The 20253-nt window shown below is 30.4% G+C and carries 18 protein-coding genes; 1 reads left to right on the plus strand and 17 read right to left on the minus strand.

What is annotated here, in order from left to right; translation table 11 throughout:
• Positions 1–2: 2 nt before the first annotated feature.
• From glsA to DP68_RS16615, 3 genes are all read right to left on the minus strand, one after another.
• The gene (gene glsA / locus DP68_RS16605; protein ID WP_035311523.1) at positions 3–920 is read right to left on the minus strand and encodes a glutaminase A; all 918 of its coding nucleotides are present in this window, start codon (positions 918–920) and stop codon (positions 3–5) included.
• Positions 921–1141: 221 nt separating this feature from the next.
• Complete coding sequence (locus tag DP68_RS16610) at positions 1142–2533, minus strand: sigma-54 dependent transcriptional regulator (protein ID WP_035311524.1); 1392 nt, start codon at positions 2531–2533, stop codon at positions 1142–1144.
• Positions 2523–4250: an ATP-binding protein gene (locus DP68_RS16615; RefSeq protein ID WP_035311525.1), complete on the minus strand. Its 1728-nt coding sequence runs from the start codon at positions 4248–4250 to the stop codon at positions 2523–2525. Before DP68_RS16615 ends, DP68_RS16610 begins: the two co-directional genes overlap by 11 nt.
• Before the next feature lie 198 nt (positions 4251–4448).
• Here DP68_RS16615 and DP68_RS16620 point away from each other — a divergent pair, with 198 nt between their 5' ends.
• Positions 4449–5828, plus strand: a complete 1380-nt coding sequence (locus DP68_RS16620; protein WP_035311526.1) for a cache domain-containing protein — start codon at positions 4449–4451, stop codon at positions 5826–5828.
• Positions 5829–6002: 174 nt separating this feature from the next.
• On the opposite strand, the gene DP68_RS16625 is transcribed toward DP68_RS16620, so the two are convergent.
• From DP68_RS16625 to DP68_RS16690, 14 genes are all read right to left on the minus strand, one after another.
• Positions 6003–7091, minus strand: coding sequence for a tetratricopeptide repeat protein (locus DP68_RS16625; RefSeq protein ID WP_035311528.1), 1089 nt, complete (start codon positions 7089–7091; stop codon positions 6003–6005).
• Between the two features lie 308 nt (positions 7092–7399).
• Entirely contained in the window at positions 7400–8791 is a 1392-nt protein-coding gene (locus DP68_RS16630) for an MATE family efflux transporter (protein ID WP_035311529.1), read from the minus strand.
• Positions 8792–8877: 86 nt separating this feature from the next.
• Positions 8878–9315 (minus strand): MarR family transcriptional regulator, encoded by a 438-nt coding sequence (locus DP68_RS16635; protein WP_035311530.1) that lies wholly within the window; start codon positions 9313–9315, stop codon positions 8878–8880.
• Positions 9316–9463: 148 nt separating this feature from the next.
• Positions 9464–9697 carry a hypothetical protein gene (locus tag DP68_RS16640; protein ID WP_035311533.1) on the minus strand — a complete coding sequence of 78 codons (234 nt, stop codon included), beginning with the start codon at positions 9695–9697 and terminating at the stop codon, positions 9464–9466.
• Between the two features lie 24 nt (positions 9698–9721).
• Positions 9722–10501, minus strand: a complete 780-nt coding sequence (locus tag DP68_RS16645) for an EFR1 family ferrodoxin (protein ID WP_035311534.1) — start codon at positions 10499–10501, stop codon at positions 9722–9724.
• Between the two features lie 37 nt (positions 10502–10538).
• The gene (locus DP68_RS16650) at positions 10539–11075 is read right to left on the minus strand and encodes a toll/interleukin-1 receptor domain-containing protein (protein ID WP_052085869.1); all 537 of its coding nucleotides are present in this window, start codon (positions 11073–11075) and stop codon (positions 10539–10541) included.
• A 93-nt stretch (positions 11076–11168) separates the two neighbouring features.
• The gene (locus DP68_RS16655; RefSeq protein WP_035311536.1) at positions 11169–11432 is read right to left on the minus strand and encodes a hypothetical protein; all 264 of its coding nucleotides are present in this window, start codon (positions 11430–11432) and stop codon (positions 11169–11171) included.
• Between the two features lie 15 nt (positions 11433–11447).
• A complete protein-coding gene (locus tag DP68_RS16660; protein WP_035311538.1) occupies positions 11448–12698 on the minus strand; it encodes a DNA polymerase IV in 1251 nt (416 codons plus the stop codon).
• 781 nt (positions 12699–13479) lie between these two features.
• Positions 13480–14526, minus strand: coding sequence for a Gfo/Idh/MocA family oxidoreductase (locus DP68_RS16665; protein ID WP_035311539.1), 1047 nt, complete (start codon positions 14524–14526; stop codon positions 13480–13482).
• A 36-nt stretch (positions 14527–14562) separates the two neighbouring features.
• Positions 14563–15492, minus strand: coding sequence for a sugar phosphate isomerase/epimerase (locus DP68_RS16670; protein ID WP_035311540.1), 930 nt, complete (start codon positions 15490–15492; stop codon positions 14563–14565).
• A gap of 114 nt (positions 15493–15606) precedes the next feature.
• Positions 15607–16446, minus strand: coding sequence for a PHP domain-containing protein (locus DP68_RS16675; RefSeq protein WP_035311541.1), 840 nt, complete (start codon positions 16444–16446; stop codon positions 15607–15609).
• Positions 16447–16562: 116 nt separating this feature from the next.
• Entirely contained in the window at positions 16563–17549 is a 987-nt protein-coding gene (locus DP68_RS16680; protein WP_052085870.1) for an ABC transporter permease, read from the minus strand.
• A 25-nt stretch (positions 17550–17574) separates the two neighbouring features.
• Positions 17575–19086: a sugar ABC transporter ATP-binding protein gene (locus DP68_RS16685; RefSeq protein ID WP_242966388.1), complete on the minus strand. Its 1512-nt coding sequence runs from the start codon at positions 19084–19086 to the stop codon at positions 17575–17577.
• A gap of 137 nt (positions 19087–19223) precedes the next feature.
• Positions 19224–20198: an ABC transporter substrate-binding protein gene (locus DP68_RS16690; RefSeq protein ID WP_035311543.1), complete on the minus strand. Its 975-nt coding sequence runs from the start codon at positions 20196–20198 to the stop codon at positions 19224–19226.
• Positions 20199–20253: the final 55 nt, after the last annotated feature.

The following is a 20253-nucleotide window of genomic DNA, read 5'->3' on the forward strand; positions in this document are numbered from 1 at the left end:
AATTAGAAAATACTTAGATTTAGTTCTCTAGAAAGACCTTCCATGACCTTCACTCCACCAATGCTGTTTCCATGCTTATCAAGTGCTGGTCCTACAACTGCTATTCCCATACGATTTGGTACAACTGCCATGATACATCCACCTACTCCACTTTTAGCCGGAACACCAACATTAACAGAAAACGTTCCAGATGTATCATATAATCCACAGGTTGTCATAATAGCCTTGACTATTCTGCTAACCTCTTCTGGAATTAACCTTTTATTTGACCACGGTGCTACACCATTATTGGCAATTACAGAAGCTATCCTTGCTACATCCTCCACGACTACCTCTATTGAGCAAGACTTAAAATATGTATCTAATGTGTCCTCTACATCCTTTTCAATTATGTTAGCTCCTTTAAGATAATAAGCTATCGCCCTGTTCGTATTTCCAGTTAGTTTTTCTGAATTATAAACTGAATAGTTTACATCAATGTCATCATTATTGGCCAATTTTTTCATCATATTGTGGATTCTACTAAACTTTTCTATACCGTTATCCCCTGATACAAGAGACGTACAAACTATTGCCCCCGCATTTATAAATGGATTTAAAGGCTTGTGGTTTTCATTTATTTCCAGCTTTAGTAATGAATTAAATGGATCTGCGGAAGGCTCGTTACCTACCTTAGAAAAAACCACTTCCTTCCCATTGTCTATAAGGGCGCATATAAGGGTTACTACTTTTGACACACTTTGAATAGTAAACTTTGTTTCATAGTCACCTTCTAAAATTGAATTACAACTTATGTCAAAAATACATGCTCCAAGGGCATCTCTATTCCCCTTTGCAAGTTCAGGAATATACGCTGCTACTTGTCCAAGTTTTGTACTATCCCTACTATCTTCAATTACGCTTTTCAAAATCGATTTCATAAATAATTACCTCCTGCTTAATTTCTGGACATTAATCTTAGCACTAAATATATACAGCAAGATTCATGCCAAATAAGGAACGTAGATAAAATTTAAGAAATGATAATTTTTATGCATATTTATACTAAAATCGCTCGAAAAAGCACATAAAAAAATGCTCGATATCAAACACATTGTTCAATATAGAGCATTTTTATGCATATCAACAAATTTTATAATAATTATTTTATTATATCATTAAAGTATTTTTCCATCCTTCTATTAAGCGCATGTCTTGAAATTCCAAGGAGTTTTGAAGCAGCACTAAAATTTCCTTTTGATTTGCTTAGCGCCTCTTTTATGTAATACCTTTCCAATTCTGCAACCTTTTCCTCTAGAGAAAAACCACATTGAATTATTTCTTCATATTCTTCTGTAGTTTCTACGTATTTTTTATCAGTTACTTGTTCTTGTATCTCACTAGGAAGATTTTCTACATCTATAAAACTTTCATTATTTAAGATTACAATTCTCTCTATAATATTTTTAAGTTCTCTTATATTTCCTGGCCATTGGTAAGATATCATCTTATCAATAGCTTCAGTTGTGAAACCTTTAAAATCTTTCTTAAATTTAATGTTAAAAACATCCAAGAAGTATTCAGAAAGCTCAATAATGTCAATTCTTCTTTCTCTTAATGCTGGAATAAAAATAGGTACTACATTTAGCCTATAATATAAGTCTTCTCTAAATTCCTTCTTAGCTATTGCTTCTTCAAGGTTTTTGTTAGTAGCTGCAATTACTCTTATATCAACTTCTATTTCCTCAAGTCCACCTATTCTATTAAACTTTCTTGTTTCAAGAAATCTAAGCAGTTTGGACTGTATATCAAGCGGCATCTCCCCTAATTCATCAAGGAATACAGTTCCACCATTGGCTAGTTCTAGAAGCCCTCTCTTTCTGGAATTTGCTCCACTAAATGCATTTTTCTCAAAACCAAAAAGTTCACTTTCAAGAAGCTGCCTAGGTATTGCAGCACAATTAACACTGAGCATTAGGGAATTCTTTCTAGCACTATTTTTATGTATATAGTTAGCAATAACTTCTTTCCCTGTGCCAGTTTCTCCCCTTATCAATACAGTTACAGAATCATTTTGAGATAAGACATTCATTTTTCTTATAGTATCTTCCATTGCAGGGTCTTTGCTTATAAATGTATCACCAGATTTTAGTTCTCTTTCTTCATAGAGCTTTAATTTTTTCTTCATACTTTGACTGGCAATTGCCTTTGATATAGTAACTTCAATCTCTTCAATATCTAAAGGCTTTTTTATATAATCTATAGCGCCTATCCTTATTGCCTCTACAGCAGTCTTAATATCTCCATATGCTGTCATAATAACTATCTCAACATATTCATCTATTTCCTTTATTTTTCTTGCAATATTCAGGCCATTTTCCGGTCCTAATCTCATGTCAAGCAATATAACATCAGGCCTAAATTCCTTTAATTTTTTTATTCCCTCCAAGCCGTCTGCTGCTGTTTCTACGTTATATCCAAAATCACATAGCCCTTCTCCAAGGGTCAATCGCATTATTTCTTCGTCATCAATTACTAAAATTTTAGTATTCATTAATCTCTCCCCTATACTTTGGCAAATATACTTTTACAATGGTTCCAACTGATTCTATACTTTCTATTTCAATATTTCCATTGTTTGATGTAGCTAATTTATGTACTACAGAAAGGCCTAAACCAGTTCCACTTTCTTTTGTTGTAAAAAAAGGATCAAAAATCCTATTTATATTTTCTTTATCAATCCCACATCCATTATCTTCAAATGATACACATATACATGCATCATTTTTATATACCAATTTTTCCACGCTTATTTTCAGACCACCTTCTGTATCTATTGCATCCAATGAATTTGATATGATATTTAAAAAAATTTGTAAAAGTTGTCCCTTATCAAAGTACACTTGTGATTCATCTATATCGTTATTTATACTAACTATTGTATTCTTTTCCCTTATTTTTTTATCAGAAAAAAGAAGTGCTCTGTTAAGAATCTCGAATACATCTATAATTTGAAACTTTGGTATTCTAGGTTTTGAAAAGTTTAGAAGATCTGTAATTAATAAATCAAGCCTGTCTGTCTCTTTGATTATAGCTTCAAATAAATTTTGTTCAGATGCCTTAAGATGACTAGTAAGCCTTTTATTTAATATTTGTGCACTCATCTTAATTCCTGAAAGAGGATTCCTTATCTCGTGGGCTAAAGCTGCTGTTAACTCTCCCAATGAAGTAAGTCTATCTATCCTTTCTACGCTTTCTTCAATCTTTTTCCTGTTTGTAATATCATTAAAACTGCAAATTACTCCAATACATTCCCCTGAAGAATCCCTCATTAATGCTGTAGTTATATCTAAATAAACTGATTCCTTTGTATTATATTCATTAAAATGCTCTATTCTATTTACAGAGTCCATTCTGTCTATAGTTTCATTTATCTGCATCACAAGTATTTTTATTATTTTGGGATTTTTTTCATTAAGACACATTACCCTTTCAATAATATCTGATGCAGCATCGTTATAATTTCTTATTTTTCCACACATATCTGCAGTTATTATTCCCGTTGAGATACTGCGTAATATGTCCTCATTAAATCTTTTCATTTGTAAAAATTTATTACTTCCAATAGCTATCTGTTGTTTCATTTCATTAAATGCTTCACCCAAAAGCCCTAGTTCATCTTCCATTTTAATATCTATATTATTTTTAGGGTTTCCCGTTATTACATCATTATATCCTTCCAAAAGTATGGATATAGGTTTTGAAAAACTATCTATTAAAAAAAGAATTGCTTGTAGTGAAATAAATATCGAAACAATTATTAATATCAAATATGGCTTATATACATTTAAAACATCAAAGAATATCTCATACTTATCAATTACTACATATATAGAGACATTTAAGTTTTCATAAGCTTTCTTCTTAATTTCATATCTTTTATTCTCTGTATGACCAAGTTTTATTATGCTAATATCCAAGTTAATTCCATCTAAACTGGTATAAAATATATCGTCTCCCTTATATGCCACAACTCCCAACTTTTTAAGTGAAGAAAGTTCACTAGACAACATTTGTTCAGAATAAAAATCATCCTTTATTTTATAAGTTCTTTCTGAAATCAAGTTAAAAAAATTCTCTGTATTCTGAACAACATTATCATAATAAATCTTTTGCATTCTACTAAAAAAAGAAATACTTAGTATTAGTGTAGGCATCGTCATTAGAAATAATATTGGTAATACTATTCTTCTTTTAAACTTAAGTTTCATATTCTACACCTTATTCCTTCTTGAAAATATATTCTAAATCTCAATATAAAATCAGTTATTTTTTCCATTTAGTTGATGTTCAACAATAATCGTTTTTATTATAACTTATTATTTTGTAGTTTTGAACAAAAAAATTTTAACACTGGAACTTATGTATATGCTAGAATGATTATGTAGTTATACTCAGGAGGTGCTTTCATGTCTAAAATATTAAATAACCTAACGGCAAAAATCGTTATACTTATTGTAATTATTATCCTTATAGTTACAAATATTTATATAAATGCTAACCGTATAATATCTACAAATAAATCTACTAAATCCTTTAACATTTCCATAGAACAGCATAATGTTTCAATAACTGAATTTTTATCCACCTTAGAAAGTGCTGTTGAGATGCTATCTAAGAATGAAATGATTCAATATGTATCTGACAATCCTGAGAAATATTATAATTCTACTCTTGAACTTTTAAAAACCTTTCAACAGGCTTATTCATCAACTGCATTTGCTTATTTTACACCAGAAAAAAAAATATTTGGTGTAAAAAAACTTATATCATGGCCAGATACCTCGGGAGAACTTTCGAATGATTATTGGGAGCCAACACAAAGACCATGGTATATAAATACAATTAACTCTAAAGGCAAAATTACTTGGACAAAGCCTTATATTGATAGCACTACAAAGAAACATATCATAACTGTTTCTAAAACAGTTATGGATAAGGAAAATAAATTTAAAGGCGTTCTAGCTATAGATATTTATCTTGATGATTTATCTAAAAAAATAAGCTACTTCAAAGAATTTAATCAAGGGGACATTTATATTATATCAAGAAGTGACAATAGAGATTTCTTTATAGTTGATAATAGTGAAAATAGCAATTCTAAAGCTGTTTTTAATAAGAATCTTATTGATAGCATATATAGCAAAAAATCAGGAAGCTTATATTCTAGCGGTCCATCCGGAGAGTACTACGTTTCATATACAACGAATTCAGTTACCGGATGGAAGGTTGTAGGTATTATAGAACAAAATCAATTAATAAAAGAAACAAAGACTATAATAACTAACATATTTATTGGAGTTATTGCTATAATATTTATCAGCATTATTAGTATATTATACATTACAAAACAGATGGGCCATACTATACAATCCCTAAGCGGCTCCATTAAAGCTATAGACGAAAGAACACCACATACATCAATGAAATCAAATTTATTCGAAATTGAAGATGAAGAACTTCTACTTGAAAAACCAAATTCAAATATTAACATATTATTTGAAATCGAAACCGAAAAGGAGCGAATAAACAAATTAGTAAATATTAGTGGTAATTTTTGCTATTCAAGCGTTAATGAACTAAAAGTTTTAATAGCAAGACTGGGTAGTTATAAAAATAAGCTGAATTTATCTATAAAGTCTCATGAAATCCAAATGATAAGTATAAATAACTATCTTTCCGAGATACAAAATTATATAAATTCTCTACATAAAAATTCCATTTCTTTTGAATTAAAAACTGAACTTATGCAATTAGATGAACTTATTAGTTCTATTACTAACTCTTAAGTAAACTAATAGCCATATAAGTTATAACTTATATGGCTATATTAATAATGTTTACCTATAAAAATATCCCTTATATTTCCCTCTTAACTATGTACCCTAATTTATTATCAATATCTTATTTCCTTTGATATCTTTAATGGTATTTATTTCTCGAACAATTTCATTGAAGTAAATTTATTTTATTTCATTAATCATTCCTTGGGAATAACCGGCATATTCTGTATTTGGATAATCATTCTTAACTCTTTGAAAAAATATAAGCGCATTTCTATTATCATTACCTTGTTTATAACAATTTCCTATTTGGTAAAGCACCCATGGCATTATATCTAATTCCGGATTAATTTTCTCAACAATTATCAATTTTGGTAATGCCTCTTGGTACTTTCCCTGTTTATATAATTTGTTTGCCTCATTGTATATAGCCCATATATTATTTGTTTTCATACTATTCCAAAGCTTATCCACTCTTGAGCTTTCTGTATTATCAAGTTTTAAAGATTTTAACGCTATTAAATTATCCAGCACTTTTTCGTAATTTCCTTCTGAATAAAATTTCTCAGCATTACTTATCATTAAAATAATGTTATTTTTGTTTTTATAATTATCAAGTTCTAATTTTGTATTTTCCAAGTTCTTCTGAAGTTTCTTGTTTTGTTCCTCTATTTTATTGTATTTTTCATTCATTGCTTGTTTTTGTTCAATTTCTTGGTTTTTATTCGCATAAGTATTTTTAGTTTTACTAAACATTGCCTTAATATTAGACTCGTTCCAATAAACTAATCCTGAAATAGTAATTATCATAATTACTATTAAAAATAATATAGTGAACTTTTTTGTAAAGTTACTAGTAATTTTTATTTTATTTCTATCATTTGAATTTGAACTAACATTTTTTATGGTATTAAGAGCTTTTGAAACAGTTCTCTCAGCCTTTAGTTCCTGTAGATATTCATTTGCCAGCTTGGTATATATATCATAGCTAGCTAGTTTTTTAAAAGTTTTTTCAGCCTTATTGAATTCCTTTTTATGTACATAGCATAACCCTAAAAGTTTTATTGCCTCACAAAAATCTGAATTAAGTGATAAAGATCTTTTTAAGTCTGTTATAGCTAAGTTCACAAGCTTTAGTTTTAAATTTATAATAGACTTATTATAAAGAGCTATAGATTTTCGAACATTACTAGGAATTTCATAAGAATTAAATTCTTCAGAAGTAATGCTAATGGCATTTATTTTTTCTATCTCATAGTCAAAATTCATAAGTATATTCCCACCTTTATCTAAGACTCAGTATTATTTCAACAAACATTTGACCAATATAATCCTAAGTTTATATATACTAAAATTAATTCTAAATTATACATTATAATTATACATATTTAGACATTTTCTTTCAATAGATTCCAACAAATAATTTTCCCACCAAGTACTTATGAATATAACTATACATTCAATATATAAAAACTATTACTATTTGAGCATTTAAAAAGCACCTGCAAACTGCAGATGCTTTAGTCTTCAACATTTGAAAAAATTAATATAATATTTTATCCATTATTTATCCCTAATTAAACTGATAACTTAACTCTTGCTTCAGAAGAGTCAACTGCTTCATCATTTCTAAGTGCTCTTAACCTTCTCATTTCATATCCTATATAAATGAACGTTATCACTGATGAAACAAAATCCGCAATTGGTCCTGATATCCATACTCCATTCAATTCATAAAAATGGGGAAGTATTAATATAAGAGGTATAAGCAGTATAATTTGTCTTAGTAAACTTAAAAACATTGAGTATTTTGCCTTTCCCACAGCCTGAAAATAATTAGTGCAAGTTGCTTGCGGTCCCACAAGAGCAAAAGCCATAAGATAAATAGAAAGTCCATTTGCTCCAAGAGCTATAAGTTTAAGGTCTGTTTTATTAAAAATTTTAATAATTTCAGTTGGGAATAGTTGAACTAAGATAAATCCAACCGTTGATATACACGTATTTACAATAACTGAGTACAGCAATGTTTTTTTAACCCTACTTATGTTTTTTGCTCCATAATTATATCCTATTATAGGCTGTGCCCCTTGGTTTACACCGAGTACAGGCATCAATATTAAAACAGCAATACTCATTATAAGAGAATAAGCTCCTATAGCAAGATCTCCACCATACTTTGCTAAATTAGTATTTATAGTAATAGTAACTAAACTAGCTGCAATTTGCATAGCAAAAGGAGACATACCTATTGCTATTATTTCCTTAATAACAGCTTTTTTCAATTTCATATTTTCTCTTTTTAGCTTTAATAAACTTTTGTTTCCTGTAAAATATTTGTATATCCATATTGAGCAAACAGCTTGCGAAGCAATAGTTGAAATTGCTGATCCTACTACTCCTAAATTAAATCCAAATATTAATATTGGATTTATAATCAAATTAAGTACAGCACCTATAAGCATAGTATTCATGGCTGTCTTAGGGTCACCTTGTGAACGAATTATTGGATTCAGTCCAAATCCTATATTTTGAAGTACAGTTCCTAGAAGTACTATCCCTCCAAATTGCTTTGCATAAGGCATGGTTTCTGCACTTGCACCCAATATCTTTAAAAGAGGCTCTAAAAATATAAGTCCTAAAATAGTTACGATTATTGACATTATTATTGTAAGAACATAAGAAGTCCCTAAAATCTTTTCTGCATCTTCTTTCTTCTTTTGTCCCAGTTTTATAGAAACTACCGCTGCAGCACCTGTTCCTACAAGCATTCCTACTGCCATAATTATATTGGTAATAGGAAAGGTAACTGCTACACCTGAAAGTGCAAGTGATCCAACTCCTCTTCCAACAAATATTCTATCTACAATACTATATAGGGCATTAACAAGCATGCCTATAACAGCTGGAATAGAAAATTTAAGGAGAAGTTTCCCTACACTTTCCGTTTCCAATTCTTTTGATTCATTCATATTTTGCTACCTCCCTTATTTTAACTACTTTATTTAGCTTCCTAAGCATCTAAGTATAATTAAACGCATTAAAATATGCTATATACTTATTTTTCTATAGCATTAAGATTAATATATAGCTTTCTCATCCATGATATAAAAATTCTTCTTTCATCATCAGAAAACCCTTGAGATACTTCATCTTCAATTTCTTTTAAAATTGCTATAGATATCTCCTTCATCTGTCTTCCCTTTTCCGTTAGATAAAGTCTTTTGAATCTTGCATCTTCATCATCCTGTTCTCTATATATAAATCCTTTTTTTAGTAACATCTCTACAAGTCCAGATACAGAAGCTGCTTTCAAACATAGATTTTCTTGAATTTCTTTTTGAGTAAGTCCATCCTTATTCCAAAGCTGATACAAAATTGACTTTTGGGATGTGGTTAGATCATACTCCTGAAACCTTTTATCATGAACATTTTTCATGGCTCTATCGATTTTATTAATCCAATATCCAATCCAATCTTCAGGTTTTTCCTTCATAAATTAGTTAGCCTCCTAAGCATTTCTTATATAAGCATAACAAATATTAAGCTTTACTGCAAGGAAATTACACCAGAAATTAATTGATGCTTCATTTTATAGAACATTTAATGCAGCTATAAATATATAAAAAAGCTATAGATTTAATCTATAGCCTTTCTCTAAGACTTATTTTTAACTTATAAGGCTCTGCAAACATATCATACATGGAATTCTCAATTACACAGTGCTTAACTGTGAACAAAAATCCATCATGTACCGGATAAGCTACTTCCTTACTATTTAAGATTACAAGAATTTCTTCATTAGTTAACTGCTTTTCTATATTATTTTCTGTAAGTACTGTGCCACTTGAGTCTTTAAATTCAAATATTACTCTCATAGTTCTTTCTCCTTAAATTGTTATTTACATCTCGCTTATACTTATATTAGGATTCTTATATCTTCCCTTATTTTGCGTATTCTTACCATATTCAATAGCTTTTACTGGACAAAGATGAATACATGCTAAACATTGTGTGCATGTATCTCCCCACTCTGGTTTTTCTTTAACCCTAATAGTCTTAGAATTGCATACTTTTTCACATATTCCACACCTAGTACACTTATTATTTACATTGAACTTTTTTGTATTCATGGCATATTTATTGAATAATGGATTTATGACTGATGTTAATATTCCCGGTAAGAATCCCTTTTCAATTTGAAATATACCCACTGTTTTTTCTTTAACTATCCTGCTAATATTTCTTAAAACTTCATCTGCACACTGTAACTTCTTACTTTCAACTTCTTTTGAATCAATATTACCCATAATAATATAGTTGTTAGGCATTACAAGGGAAAATCCGCTGCTTAATTTCATGCCTTTCTTATTCAGGCAATTATCAAGAATCTTCATAGTGTTCCCTATATTTTCTCCACAAGTTGCTACAGAAAAAATGTAATTATTATTATAATTATTAATCTTTAATTTTTCAATAAACTGCAGCACCATCTTAGGCGGTGCCCAAGCATACACCGGAAATACAAATCCTATAACTTCGTTATCTTTTAGAGTATACTCAAAACTCCCACTCTTACTATTCATTTCCTTTGATACAGAAATCAATAGTTCATCGTTATAACTTCCAATTTTTTTAGCTGCCTCTAAAGAGTTGCCTGTACCTGAAAAATAAAATATCATAATAAAACCTCTCTCCTATATATTAATTTGATTATCCTCAGCTATTGTTTTTTAGCTTAATTCCTATTTCTTCGCAAACATTATTTATGGAAGGATTATTCATGTCAGATACTATTGCCATAAATTCACCGATATTATTCATTATCTCCTTAGTTTTCTTAAGTTCCTCTAATAATTTTATAGTACTTTGATTATCATCAATCTCTTTTATTGTATCATATAATTCACTGTATTTTTCTTTCCAATACTTTATATATTTAGCTTTACTTAATGCATCATATATTAGGGCATCATTTAAAACTACAGTAAGTATTCTCTCTCTATAATTTTCATCTTTCATTACTTCTAATACTTCATACATACAGTTTACAGATTTCAAATAATTGTCACTAATCACTAATATTGCGTAGCTGCTTTTTCTTATTCTCTTCATGAAGACTTTTATACTTTCCCAACTTTCAATATCCCTTTTGTCCCTTTGAAATATAACCTGTCTACTTTTAAAATAATTATCTATTTCGTTTACAACTTCCTCATCCTTCCAACAATAGGATAAAAAAATATTCTTATTCATTCAACCTCATCTCCCTGTACCTAATAATAAATTTAAATCTTTATGTGTCAGTATAATCCTATGCCTAGTTTGCCACTTGTCATGTGGGTGGCACTAGATTTTATATAGCATCCATCTGCAGGTTTTTAAATCGTACTTAATTTCAAATAATTTCATCACATCATCAATTAAGCTTTGGCATTTAAATACAAGCATGATATTGCCAGCAAGCTTCTCAGTTTCTTTTACAATAACCTTATCAACTTTTATTACCTTTATAGTTTCGTCCTCCATCTGCAACCTAAATCTTAAAGGCCTTATATCACCCTTATCGTTGGTGTAAGAAACTACTTCAATTGGCTTAGCTATGATTCTCATAAATCTCACCTTTCACTATAGCATAGAACTAATTAACGGATAGTCCTCTTCCCCTATGCCTCCGCACATTGAACTCAAACCTGAATGCAGAAAACACGATCTCATGATAGCTTTATTTCCATACTTTAATCTAATTTCATCCACTGCCTTATTTAATTCTCTATCTCTATCATAATCAAAGGAATCAAGTATGCTGTATTGATAAAAATCATTATTACAAAAATCTGTTATATGCACCCCTAGATGTCTTATGTTATTTCCTTTCCATGCATTATCAAATAACAAGCATGCTACTTCATATATTTTTCTAGTGGAATCTGTAGCTGTAATTAACTTCTTTTGACGTGAATAAGATATCAAATCACTGCCTCTTATTGATACTGAAACCACCTTACAGCAATTACCTGAATTTCTAAGCCTCATACTTACTGTTTCACATAAAGATAAAATTACCTTATGGGCTGTTTCTTTATCTTCTACATCAAAAGGAATTGTTGTAGAGTTCCCTATGCCCTTAATATCAATATAATTACCTTTTTTAACCTTTGAGTTATCTATACCATTAGCATAATTCCAAATTAATTCTCCATGACTTTTTAAAATATTTTTTAGTATATTAACATCATAATTTGCTAAATCTCCTATTGTATTGATATTTAATTTGTGTAATTTAGGAGTTGTAGCTCTACCTACCATAAATAAATCTTCAACTGGAAGAGGCCACATTTTCTCCTTTATCTCCCGTTGAAATAGAGTGTGTATTTTATCTGGCTTTTTTAGATCTGAAGCAACTTTTGCAAGTAGTTTATTATTTGATATTCCTATATTCACTGTAAACCCTAATTCATCTTTTATTCTTTGCTTTATGGTTTCAGCAAGTTTAATATAATCTGGATGTAAATTTTCCATATCAGAAAAATCTAAGAAACTTTCATCTACAGAAAATCTTTGTATGTTGGGTGTATACTCTTGTAATATTTCATGCATAGCTGAGCTGCACTGAACGTATAGCCAATATCTTGGTGGTACCACTACTAATTCAGGGCACTTTATTCTAGCATTATATAAAGTTTCACCGGTTTGAATATTGTATTTCTTTGCAGGAATGGATTTCGTCAAAACAATTCCATGTCTACTTGACTCATTCCCACCTACCACTGATGGAATTGTTCTAAGATCTAATTCCTCTCCTTGCTGAAGCCTGTAGGTTGCCTCCCATGAAAGGTATGCACTATTTACGTCAATGTGAAAAATTAATCTACTCATAAACTCTCAACCTCTTAATAAATTTCAATTCATACCTTAGAACATATGTTCGTATATATTATATACCATTTTTATACTTTTTATAAGAGGTTTTTAAAAAAATTATGACTTAAGTTAAAACTATAATTGAGGTATTATTATAAAAACAAAAAAATTCCGATACTTTATTTCGTAAAGTATCGGAATTTCTGGTTTTTATGAGCAATCCATTTATGCCCATTTTATGATATTAGTTTTCATAAAGTTATTAACTTTTTAGGGCTAATATCACATCTAAAGAACATAATAATCTAAGTTGCACTAATATAGATAGTTTATTGCCTTATTATAATCTTGCGACTATAATAAAACAAATCACAACCTATAATAATGGTTTCCTCGACTATATAACATATATAATAAACCTTATAAAATCTCTCGACTCTATAAAATCTATTTCAATACATTATATAATCTTAACTCGACCTTATATTATAAGTTTCAGCCCTATTATAATGAATTTATTTTTCAAAATCAACTATAATAAAACTTTACCTCACAGTATAAGATCTTATCGCCGACCTTACATAAACCCTTATAGATCTATGTAAAATCTTTGTTCGACTCATATACACCCCAAAACCTAAGAGCATATATAAGTCTTCGCTCAACTGTCATGTCCCTTATGCTATTATTGTGCTCAATTATAAAAATATAATACATTATCTTTTTTTATTTTTAAAAAATAATTTAATAATACTATCTGATTTTTTATATAGTAAAATATAGAAGTAAACCCTAACTATCCATTTGCCTTTGATATACGGACACTCTTATGACTTGAAGCTGATTCAATTGCTGCTAAGATAACCTTCAAGGCTTCTAAGCCATCTTCTCCTGTAATTAATGGTTTTCTATTTTGTATTATTGCCTCAATAAATTCATCAATGATACCTGTAGATGTTTGATTATCATTTGTCTGAAGTTTACCTACTTTATAAAACACCTTTTCGCCATTAAGTTTTTCAACTATTAAGTCATATTCAGGATTATCATAAATCCTCATTATTCCTTTTTCACAGAACAACATTGTATAATTTTTTTCCTCACCATAATACGTCCAGCTAAAAGTTGCATTTCCTATAATTCCAGTTTTAGTCTTAAGAGTGCATATCATGTTGTCACTTACTTTAACAAGATCACCATTTTCATCTTTCTTATCTAATGTGCCTTCCATTGCAGTTACATACTCTATCTCATCTTCAAGGATGTATCTTATCAGGTCAATTTTATGAATTCCTAAATCACCTGCAACCCCAAGTATAGATTGTTCCTTGTTAAAAAACCAAGTTCCTTTAGTTTTGTTTTCACTCCAATATTCAGGACCCTTATGTCCAAAAACCGTATGAAAAGTTAATACTCTTCCAAGTTCGCCACTTTTTAATATCTCCTTAGCCTTTTTATGAGCTTCGGCAAACCTTTGATTGTGATCCACCATAAGTATCTTTCCAGTGCTTTGGCTTACTTCTACCATTTCCTTAGCTTCATTTAAATCTCCAGTCATAGGCTTTTCACATAATACATGCTTATCAGATTTTAATGCCTCTATAGTTGTTTTATAATGCAAATTGTTGGGCAAACAGTTGCTGATTGCAGTGATTTCTGGATCATTAAAAATTTCTTCATAAGTCTCAGCCACTTTACCACCATAAATAGAAGCTAGCTCTTCAGCTCTATTTTTATTAGTATCATAAAAAGCTGCAATTTCTACCTGCTGGTTATTTGCATATTCGGGAGCATGTCTAAATTTCGTTATTGAACCGCAACCTAAAATTCCTACTTTAATCATATTCCCACCTCAACTAATTTATTTAGTCACTTAAATTTAATCCATAAATTTTCTTAAATGCTTACTGCTATATACAAGACCTTCTTTTATTATACTTTCATCATTTGCATAATCTTCATCCTCATGTTCTATGCTGACAACGCCTTTATAATTGTTTTCTTTCAAAGTGTTTATAAATTTATCCCAATCTATTTGACCTTTTCCTGGAATTTTTGCCTTCCACCACCCTAAGTCAATAGGTGTCTTTTTATTCAGCTGTTTTCCAAAGATACTATAGCGAGAAAGCATTTCCTTAGAAAACTCTATATCCTTTGCATGAACGTGAAAAATTTTATCTTTATAATCTATAAAAGCCTTAATATAATCAATCTGAAGCCAAGTTAAATGAGAAGGATCAAAGTTTAAGCCAAGGCTTTCATTTGGTATTCGTTTAAACATTTCATTCCATAGTTCTGGTGAATAAGATATGGTTCCAGCACCTCCATCCATTTGCCATTCTGGCATAGGGCAATTTTCTATCATAAGCTTTACATTTCTATTTTTTGAGTACTCCACTAATTCTGTAAATACTTCTTCATACAAATCAAAATTTTCTTCTATTGTCATATCTAAATTTCTACCTACAAAAGTGCCCACAAGTTCCACTTCTAGCATTTGAGCTGCATCGATAACTTTTTTTAAATGTTCAATATTTTTTCTTCTAACATCAATATCTCTATGCAAATTATTGTCATAATAAGCTAAAGAAGATATGAATAAATCATTTTTTTTAAACACTTCCTTTATTGCTTTTACGCCTTTTTCATCTAAGTTTTTTACGTCTATATCACTACCAGAATAATTTCTTGTATTTATCTTAGGCCAGCAGGATACTTCTACACAGTCAAATCCATTTGCTTTTGCCCAGTTTATTTTCTCTACCAATGTGCTTTCTTGTAAACATCCAGTTAAAAATCCAAGTTTCATATTGCTATACCTTCCTTCTTTTATATCATTATTATGATTTAAATTCTGTATAGAAAACAAACTACTCACAAAGCAAGTAGTTTATTATTTATGTTCTAAGAAGATATTATCTGACTAAATAAACTTAATTTCATTAGCTAATTTGAACATATCATGTATAGTTTTTTCCGAACAAGTAAATGATCCTAGTGGATGCGGATTTTTTGCATATTGTCCATGAAAATCCGATCCCCCTGTTGTTATTAAATTGTATTTTGATGCAATTTTAAGGATATGTTTCTTTGTTTCATCAGAATTTCGTGGATGATTATATTCAACACCATGTATTTTTTGTTGAGCTGCTAGTTCCTCTAGCAAACTCAATGAATCAAATTGTTCTGGATGTGCCATAACGGAAATTCCACCTGCTTCAGAGATTATATCTAAGGCTGAATAAATATCAGGATAAATATTTGGTACATAACAACTTCCTTGTTTCGATATAAGCTCATCTCTAAGAGGACCTATGGCTATATTACTATAACCTAAATCGCACAGAGCCTGCATAATATGAGATTCATAGATAGATTGACTTTGATCGCTGTATTGCTTAATATGCTCCATTGTAATTGGATATAACTTCATGATTTTTTCTATAACTTTAATCTTTTGTATATATCTGCTTTTTAGTGTGTCATTTAGAAAGGTTTGTAAAATTTCTGGCTTTTGTGGTAAGTAGCAGAGCATATGAACTGGCCTATTACAATTTGGATCAACAGTTGAAACTTCTACAGCAGGAACTATATTTATTTTAAATTGTTTTCCAAAGTATATTGCAGATTTTACCCCCGCCAAAGTATCATGATCACTAATAGCAATATAATCTAAACCTATTTTTTTTGAGTAACATACAATATCTTTAATACTTAAAGACCCATCCGATAATTTGCTGTGAATATGTAAATCACACTTCATCATTACACATCCTATCCTACGCAATAAATATTATTGGCATTAAAAATTTTCATCAACTTTGTAGCTAAGAAAATATATTATAAAGCAGCAGGGAATATTCCCTGCTTTTATCTATACTAATCCGATTCTTTCTTTTGTAAAAGTACAGCAGCTACGATAATAACTCCTTTAGTTGCATTTACTAGAAATGGAGGTACTCCCATTAAAGTCATCATATTATTTATTAGTCCAATGGTTAAAACTCCAAAGAAGGTACCCATAATCATACCCTTGCCGCCGCTCATGCTTACTCCACCAACAACAACTGCAGAAATTGCATCCATTTCATAAAAATTTCCAGAGGACGTTGGATTTATGCTTCCCATTCTGGAAGTTTCTATAATAGCTGCTATACCCACTAATAGTCCAATCAATGTATAGGTAAGCATTTTTATCTTGTTTACATTAATAGTTGATAACTTTGCAGCCTTTTCATTACTTCCTACTGCATAAATATATCTTCCAAATCTTGTGTACTTGCTAATTACATGCATTATAAAAGTAAGTACTAAAAAATAAATAATAGGAAGTGGTATTATTCCAAACAATTCATAGTTAGCTATTCGAATATATGATTTGTTAGTTGTTGAAAACCCTCCTCCTCTTAGAAAATACTGTGCAACAGACCTATAAATATTCATGGTTCCAAGTGTCATAATAAAAGCAGGCACCTTTCCTTTTGTTATAATTAAGCCATTTAATCCGCCTAGTACTATTCCAGTGACGATTCCTCCTAGAACCGCAAGAAGAATAGATGAAATCGGAGAAAAAGATTTTGATGTTGATTCAAGAATCAATACCACGATTGTTCCCACACCAACAAGCTGGGATCCAACAGAAAGATCAATACCACCTAAAATGATAACAAAAGTCATTCCGAGCGCAATAATTCCTACAATAGAATTATTTCTGAATATATTAACTATATTTGTAACTGAAAAGAAATCTCTACCTTTAACCATAATAGAAAGTAATACTATTATCCCAAATATTACTCCTACACTGTAATTAGCCCAAATTTTACTGAGATCTATACGTTTTCCGCTAAAATTCAATTTATCCATTCTTAATACCTCTTAATCCAAAATATTAGTTAACTTTATCTATACTTCCACCTGTAGCAAGTATCATAATCTTTTCCTCGGTTGCTTCTTCCGATGATAACTCCCTAACAATTTCCCCGTGATACATAACCATTATTCTGTCACATAAACGCATTACCTCTTGTGCCTCATTTGAAAGTACAATGATACTCATTCCCTTAGCCACAAGTTCAAATATTATCGAGTAAATATCATATTTACCTCCAACATCTACACCTTGCGTGGGATTATCTAGTATTAAAACATCTGGTCTTGCTTCCATCCATTTACCTAAAACAACTTTTTGCTGATTTCCTCCAGAAAGAGATGTGATTAAATCTTTCTCGTTTCTCATCTTTATTTGTAAAGCATCCTTATACTTACAAGCACAACCACATTCCATTTTGTGATCTATTAAAAACCTTCTTTTAAAATTATTTAATGCAACTAAAGTGATATTTTCTACTATTGTTAAATCCTTTATTATTGCATTTTCCTTTCTATTTCTAGGCACATAACCTATTCCTGCTTGTACAGCTTCAATAGGATTTCTGATCACTACTTCTTTACCTTTATGTCTTACTGATCCCTTGGCACCACTCTTACATCCAAATAATGACTGAAAAACTTCGCTGCTTCCATCCCCTAGAAGACCTGTGAAACCTAAAATCTCACCCTTTTTTATTGAAAAATTGATATTTGAAAAATAGTTTTTCATGGAATAATCCTTTACTTCAAGGATTGTATCTCCTAATTCCCTCTTTCGATTAAACTTATCAATTTGCACATCGGACTTTACCATGAACGACGCTAAATCTTCCTCTGTAATTTTATCTTCTTTAAGATCTCCATTTGCCACAAGCACCCCATCTCTTAAGACGGAATAAGAATCACATATACTTACAATTTCCCTCAGCTTATGTGAAATAAAAATAATACCCACGCCATTTTCTTTTAATGTTCTCATTATTTTAAATACATTTTCTATCTCAACATTAGTAAGTGATGTTGTAGGTTCATCCATAATAATTAACCTTGCATTTAGCAAAATTGCTTTAGCTATTTCCACTACTTGCTTATATGAAGCATCAAGTGTACTAACCATGGTCTTAGGATCTATATTAACTTTTATTAGTTTCAATACCTCTTTTGTTTTTTCACACATCTTTTCTATATCAATAAATCCTGACTTCTTCAATATTTCAGAGCCTAAAAACATATTTTCATATACTGTTAAATCATTTACCAGATTTAATTCTTGATGAATAAATGCTATCCCCTGCTCTTTTGCATTTGATGGATTTTGGATATCAACTTCTTGTCCATCTATATATATCTCTCCGCTATCTGGCTTTAGCACCCCGCCTAATATATTCATCAATGTAGATTTACCTGCTCCGTTTTCCCCGAGTAAAGCGTGAATTTCTCCCTTTACCATTTTAAAGTTCACATCTTTTACTACGCGGTTTGAATTAAAGGATTTGTTTATTTTTTTCATTTCCAATATAATATTTTCCATATTTCTACCTCTATTATATTTTTAGTTCTTATAACTCTTAAATATTAGAGCATAACCTTATAATATGAATTTTAAATATAAATACCTTTTACAGACTGTATATACTACAGTCTGTAAAAATAAAATAAATTGCACTATTAATATGGAGATTTTGCATCTAAGTATTTGTCCGCATTATTACGATCAACAACTACGCTTGGAATAATCTTTGTTTTTTCAGGTGTTTTTCCATCTATAATATCTTTTGCAATTTGCACAGCATCCTGAATCATTGAAGGGCTATAAAGAGCACTTGCATACCAAGTTTTATCTTGAGCCTTTATAAGGTTAAAATATGCCTGCATTCCGCCTCCGCCTGTAACAACTTTTACATCTGTTCTCTTAGCTTCTTCTAAAGCCTTTTGAATACCTATAGAAAGTTCATCATCTACAGAAAATACTGCATCAATTTTCTTGTTTGCTGTCAATGCATCAGCCATAACCTTAAGTCCATCTTGTGATGCAGCAGTAGCAGCACCGTATTCGTTAATGATTTTAATATTTGGCAAGTTTTTAGAAACGTAATCTTTAAATCCATTTATTCTTTCTGTATTGATAGCTCCCCAGCTAGGAACTCCAACAATAACTACGCTGCCCTCTTTATTAAGCTTTTCTCCTATATATTTTGCACTTTCAACGCCTATTCCTACGTTATCTCCTGCTATATAAGCAGTTGAATCTACATTAACTTTACGATCAAAGTTAACAAGAGGTATTTTTGCATCTAATACCTTTTGAGCCGCAACTGTAACCTCGTCATTTTGTGGTAGCAATACGATTGCTGCAGGTTTCATTGCTATTAATTCATCAAGTTGACCTGCCTGCTCACTTGGATTAGCACTTACAACTAATTTGTACTCAAGCCCAAGTTCCTTTGCCTTTTTCTCTGAATAATAAGCTGTGGCAGCTACCCATCCATGTGTTGCCGCTGGAACGCTTATTCCAATGACTTTACTTTTAGCCTCTTCTTTTTTTGGTTCAGTACTTGTAGACTTTGAATTAGAACAACCCGCAAAACTTAGGGTACTTGTCATCAATAGTAGTGCAAGAATTTTGGTTAAACTTTTTTTCATACACTTATCCCCCTTAGATATGATTAATTTTTCCCTTTGACTTTTATATTTTCCT

Source organism: Clostridium sp. HMP27 (assembly GCF_000765165.1).
Taxonomy (GTDB): Bacteria; Bacillota; Clostridia; order Clostridiales; family Clostridiaceae; genus Clostridium_AK.